A 5,651-nucleotide genomic window follows, 5' to 3' on the forward strand; every position below is an offset into this window, starting at 1 on the left:
GGTCGGCGATTTGTAGGTGTTTGGAGGCGGTTAAATTTGAGTTGGCAATTTTTAAATTTAAGGCGGTTTGTTTTAGCGCGCCTTTAAAATTTCGCGCATCGCAGTCTGTAAAATTTTCCCCTGCAAATTCCAAAAGAAATTTTACCTTAGCCATATCCTTGCCGCGAAAAATTCGCCCCAGCGAGCGCATATTTTCATCATCCATGCAAAGAATGAGATCGTAGCGCTCGTAGTCTGCGGGAGTGACCTGCACGGCGCGATGCGCTACGAGCGGCACCTTTTGCTCTTTTAGCACGCGCTGCGTCTCATAGTAGGGCGGCGAGCCGATCTCGTCGGCGTGCGTCGCCGCAGAATCCACGCTCACGCGCGCATCTAGGCTGCTTTGATTAATGAAATTTTGCATCACGGACTGTGCCATCGGCGAGCGGCAGATATTGCCGTGACAGACGAAAAGTAGCCTCACACGCGCCTACTGCGTGATGATGTCGTAGTTTTTCGGGATTGCGGGCTTAAAGATCGCCTCATTCACCGGCGCGTTTTTGCGGACGTTGCTTAGATTGATGACGACTTTATTATCCATTTTGTCGGTGTAGCTGATCTTGCTCGGCAGATCACCTTTTAGCTCGATTAGATATTTCACGTCGTCGAAGCTCGCCTCATAAACGCCCTTTTTATTGGGTTTTGCGTTCGCTAAGATCGCCGTTAAATTCGGCGTTTCTTTGATATTCGTGATGATAGCTTGCTCGAGTTCGGGCTCGATTACGACGACCTTTGTGAAGCTAAAAAATATATTTTTTATCGTAGGGGTCTTGTAATGCCACACGGCGTGCTCTTTTGTGGCGCTAAAATCGCCGCCGTAGCTGATTTTCGCATCGTCGCTCTGCACGGTTTGCGAAAAATTTGCGCTCAGAGTGTTGAATTCTATCCCGCTTGCGAATGCAAAAATGCAGCTTGTTGCTAAAGAAATAAGAGTTTTTTTCATAAATTTTGCCTTTATTTTTGGAAATTTGCGCGTATTATAGCCGTTTTTCTAGGATTTAATTAAATAGAAACTAAAAATATGTTAATATGCGCGGTTAAAATTTTAAAACTAAGGTTTGAGATGTTTAAAAAGGTCATCCACGGGATTTTTGGTACTAAAAACGATAGGATCGTCAAACAATACGCCAAGCGCGCAGCGCAGATCAGTGCGCTCGAGGAAAACTACGCGTCGATGGACGATGCGGCGCTTAAGGCGGAATTTGAAGCGTTAAGAGCGCAAGTTCGCGCGGGCGAAAAGAGCACGGATGACGTGCTTAATGAAGTGTTTGCTATCGTGCGAGAGGCGGGCAAAAGAGTGCTAAATATGCGCCACTTCGACGTTCAGCTGATAGGCGGTTTGGTGCTAAACGACGGCGCGATTGCCGAGATGAAAACGGGCGAAGGAAAGACCCTCGTAGCGACCTTGGCAGTAGTGCTAAATGCGATGGAGGGCAAGGGCGTGCATGTCGTGACCGTAAACGACTACTTAGCTAAGCGCGATGCCGCGCAGATGGGCGAGCTATATGAATTTTTAGGGCTTAGTACCGGTGTGATCGTGGGCGGCGAATACGACGACGCCAAGCGCAAGGCTGCATACGCGTGCGATATTACGTACGGCACAAACAACGAGTTCGGCTTTGATTATCTGCGCGATAATATGAAATTTAGCGCGGATGAAAAGGTACAGCGTGGGCATCATTTCGTAATCGTCGATGAAGTTGATAGTATTTTAATCGACGAAGCACGAACGCCACTTATCATCTCAGGTCCTACGAACCGCACTCTAGACGGCTACATCAAGGCAAACGAAGTAGCTCGCCAAATGATCCGCGGCGAGGCGCCAGCCGATCCAAAAGGCAAAGCTACGGGTGATTTTACCGTAGATGAGAAGAACCGCGCCGTTTTGATCACGGAGGCAGGAATTTCAAAAGCCGAGAAGCTTTTTGGCGTCGATAACCTCTATAGTCTCGAAAATGCCGTGCTTAGCCACTACCTTGATCAAGCACTTAAGGCGAATTATCTATTTGAAAAGGATGTGCACTACGTCGTGCGCGATGGGCAGGTCATAATCGTGGATGAATTTACGGGGCGTCTAAGCGAGGGTCGCAGATTCAGCGAAGGCTTGCACCAGGCTCTTGAAGCTAAAGAGGGCGTGCAGATCCAGGAGGAGAGCCAAACTCTTGCCGACATTACCTTTCAAAACTACTTCCGTCTTTACGAAAAACTCGCCGGTATGACGGGTACGGCGCAGACGGAGGCGACGGAATTTGCTCAAATTTACAAACTCGAAGTGGTCTCGATCCCTACGAATGTACCGGTCATCAGAAAGGATCAAAACGATCTTATCTACAAGACCGAGCGCGAGAAATTTGACGCCGTCATAAATGAGATCAAGCGGCTAAATTCTAAAGGTCAGCCCGTGCTAGTGGGTACGGCGTCGATTGAAAAGAGCGAGAAGCTGCACGAGCTTTTGGTCAAAGAAAACATCGCGCACTCCGTGCTAAACGCCAAAAATCACGAGCGTGAAGCGCAGATTATCAAAGACGCGGGCGTAAAGGGCGCCGTAACGATCGCTACGAATATGGCGGGACGCGGCGTGGATATCCGCATAGACGATGAAGTGCGCGCTTTGGGCGGGCTATATATTTTAGGTACCGAGCGCCACGAAAGCCGCCGCATTGATAATCAGCTCCGCGGACGAAGTGGACGTCAGGGCGATCCCGGCGAGAGTAGATTTTTCTTAAGCTTGGAGGATAATCTGCTTAGAATTTTTGGCAGCGACAAGATTAAAAATATCATGGATCGCTTGGGTTTGAAAGACGGCGAGCATATCGAATCAGGCATGGTTTCGCGCGCAGTAGAGAACGCGCAGAAAAAGGTCGAGAGCTTGCATTTTGAAGCGCGTAAAAATATCCTAGAATACGACGACGTCGCAAACGAGCAGCGCAAGACGATCTATAAATATCGCAACGAGCTTTTGGATCCCGACTACGATCTGAAAGATAAAATCATTCAAAACCGCGAGGAGTACATCTCTAGCGTGCTTGAGGAGCTTGAAATTTTCGACGGCGTAAATATCAAAGAGGTCGATAAATTCCCGATCGTCGCCAAAATCGCTCAAGAAACGGGCGAGGTGCTCGAAAACAGCGAGCTTGAGAAGGTCGATGATTTCAAAGAGCTGAAAGAAAAGATCATCGGCGCGCTTGCCGTTTCGTATGAAAACAAGATGGCGCCGATCGATCCGCAGCAGCGCAAAAGTATCGAAAAGATGCTTTATCTGCAGATCGTCGATCGCGACTGGCGGGAGCATCTGTATCAGATGGATATCCTAAAGGCGGGCATCGGACTTCGCGGCTACAACCACAAAGACCCGCTTACGGAGTATAAAAAAGAGAGCTACAATCTTTTTATGGAGCTTGTAATGCGCCTCAAATCCGATAGCATCCGCTTGCTGCATTCGATCCAGTTTAAATCTAGGGAGGAGATAGAAGCCGAGCAGCGTGCGATGCAGGAGCGCATGGAGAGCTCAAACGCCAAAGAACTCGCCGCCGCAAGCACGAATGAAGCACAGCTAAAGGGCCCCGATGAGTTTGGCGACAAAAAGCCTAAGCGAAACGATCCTTGCCCTTGCGGCAGCGGCAAAAAATACAAAGACTGCCACGGCAAGGGCGGTCCGAAAAAAGGCGGCTTTGCAAGGTAAGCGCGACGATCGGTCGTAAATATCGCGCGATCGGTGATTTCGATTGCGAGTATTACGCGATCGGCGCTTTTCGATCTTGCTTTGCTTCTGTGTTCAGCGGATATGTCGCGGGCGAGAGCGTCATAAAATTTTAAAGGGGCTCGATCGCTAGGAGGCGTGGACAGAAATTTTAAAAGAGCTTGATTGTGAGGCCGCGCGGACGGTGAGCAAAGCTGCGCGATGGGGCAGAATTTTAATTTTGAAATTTTAAAATTTCAAAGCGCATTTGGTGTCTTTGGCTACTTGTTTTCGCAGCGCTGTTGCGTCGCACCGTGCGGCAAAACGCAAGCCAATCAGCGCGTGATACTTAAATTTAGTGCGCGGCTAGGCCACTGCGCGGCATTTGAAATTTTAAATTTATGCGACTGCGGACGAGCTTTTTAAGCGAAATCCGCTTTTTAAATTTTAAGAATTTCAAAATTCTAAAAAATTTTAAAATTTCTAAAATTTTAAAATTTCGAGGCGTTTGAAATTTTAAAATTTAGAATTTGAGTTTAGAATTCCGAAGCCTCGGCAAGACGATCTGTTTGATTTGCCGTATCCATATCTCTTGGGGGCAAATTTCATTGCGTATAAATAGATTTCTGTGCGATTTTAAATTTTCAAAGCCGGCTGAAGCTTTCATATTTGGAGGCACACAACTCATTCTTTGAAATTTTAAAATTCCAAAATACTTAAAATTTCACATAGAATTTAGCGCTAAATTTTATGTGAAATTTTACAAGGACGGCTTTTTGGTAAAGTATTTATTATTCAAATATCTCAGATTCGATCGCTCTCAGCCCTTCATTACGCTTTCGGCGCTGCTTGCGTTCTTGGGCGTGGGCGTGGGACTTACGGTGCTGATCGTCGCGATGGCGATAATGAACGGCTTTGATAAAGAATTCGAGCGCAAGCTCTTTACGATGAACTACCCGATCACGATCCACAGCCATTTTCGCGGCGGTATTTCAAAAGACGACGTGGAGGGACTGCGGGCGGACTTTCCCGATCTGATCTTTAGTCCTTACATTAGCTCGCAAGTCATCGCCAAAAGCGGCGAGAAGCTCGAGGGCGGGCTGATTTTCGGCGTAAATTTAAACGATGAAAAGAGGATTAACTCGGTCGTCGCGGCAGGCGCCAAAGACGCCAATCTAACGGATTACGGCATCATGATAGGGCGCGGGATCAAGGACGAATTTATGCTGGATGATGGCAGTAAGATCACGATGATCTTTACGAAGAGCGATCCGGGCGGCTTTGCGCTGATCCCTAAGATGAAGCGCTTTGACGTGCGCGCGGATTTTAGCTCCGGGCTGATCGCCTACGACAAGGCGTATTCCTACGCGGACGCGAGCGATCTAGCCAAAATTTTAGGCTACGACGAGGGGACATTCGACGGCGTGCATGTTTTTTCAAACGATCCGTTTAAGGATCTGGAGCGCATTAAAAAAAGCCTTCCAGGCGGCGCTAGCGCCGTGGGCTGGTGGCAGCAAAACGGCAATTTTTTCAGCGCCCTTGCGCTTGAAAAGCGCGCGCTTTTCATCGTGCTGATGCTAATAATCCTAGTCGCAAGCCTAAATATCGTAAGTTCGCTTCTGATGACCGTGATGAACCGCCGCCAAGAGATCGCGCTTTTACTTAGCCTGGGTGCCAGCAAAAAGGAGGTTAAGCGAACCTTTTTTGCGCTCGGAGCCACGATCGGCGGCGGCGGCATCATATTCGGGCTTATTTTGGGCTTATTCGGCGTGTGGCTGCTCGGAAGCTTCGACATCGTAAATCTGCCCGCCGATGTTTACGGAAGCTCGAAGCTGCCGATGGAGCTCTCGCTAGGCGATTTGGCGATGATTTTAATCGGCGCGGTGCTTATCGTGGCGCTTTCGTCGTGGTACCCGGCCAAAAAAGCCACGCA

Annotated in this window: 5 protein-coding genes; 3 read left to right on the forward strand and 2 right to left on the reverse strand. The window is 48.5% G+C overall.

Annotation, left to right across the window (positions count from 1 at the left end; genetic code table 11):
• Together Q0140_RS01305 and lolA are read right to left on the reverse strand one after the other, a co-directional pair.
• Positions 1–463 (reverse strand): low molecular weight protein-tyrosine-phosphatase (locus tag Q0140_RS01305; RefSeq protein ID WP_297960837.1); only part of this gene is annotated, 463 nt, incomplete at its 3' end.
• A gap of 6 nt (positions 464–469) precedes the next feature.
• Positions 470–982, reverse strand: coding sequence for a LolA-like outer membrane lipoprotein chaperone (gene lolA, locus Q0140_RS01310; RefSeq protein ID WP_297960840.1), 513 nt, complete (start codon positions 980–982; stop codon positions 470–472).
• Positions 983–1,102: 120 nt separating this feature from the next.
• Here lolA and secA point away from each other — a divergent pair, with 120 nt between their 5' ends.
• The 3 genes from secA to Q0140_RS01325 all read left to right on the forward strand — a co-directional run.
• Positions 1,103–3,721, forward strand: coding sequence for a preprotein translocase subunit SecA (gene secA, locus Q0140_RS01315; protein ID WP_297960843.1), 2,619 nt, complete (start codon positions 1,103–1,105; stop codon positions 3,719–3,721).
• A 219-nt stretch (positions 3,722–3,940) separates the two neighbouring features.
• Positions 3,941–4,144, forward strand: coding sequence for a hypothetical protein (locus tag Q0140_RS01320; RefSeq protein WP_297960846.1), 204 nt, complete (start codon positions 3,941–3,943; stop codon positions 4,142–4,144).
• A gap of 350 nt (positions 4,145–4,494) precedes the next feature.
• On the forward strand, positions 4,495–5,651 hold a 1,157-nt coding region (locus Q0140_RS01325), incomplete at its 3' end, for an ABC transporter permease (protein WP_297960848.1).

This window comes from uncultured Campylobacter sp. (genome assembly GCF_938045405.1).
Lineage (GTDB): Bacteria > Campylobacterota > Campylobacteria > Campylobacterales > Campylobacteraceae > Campylobacter_B.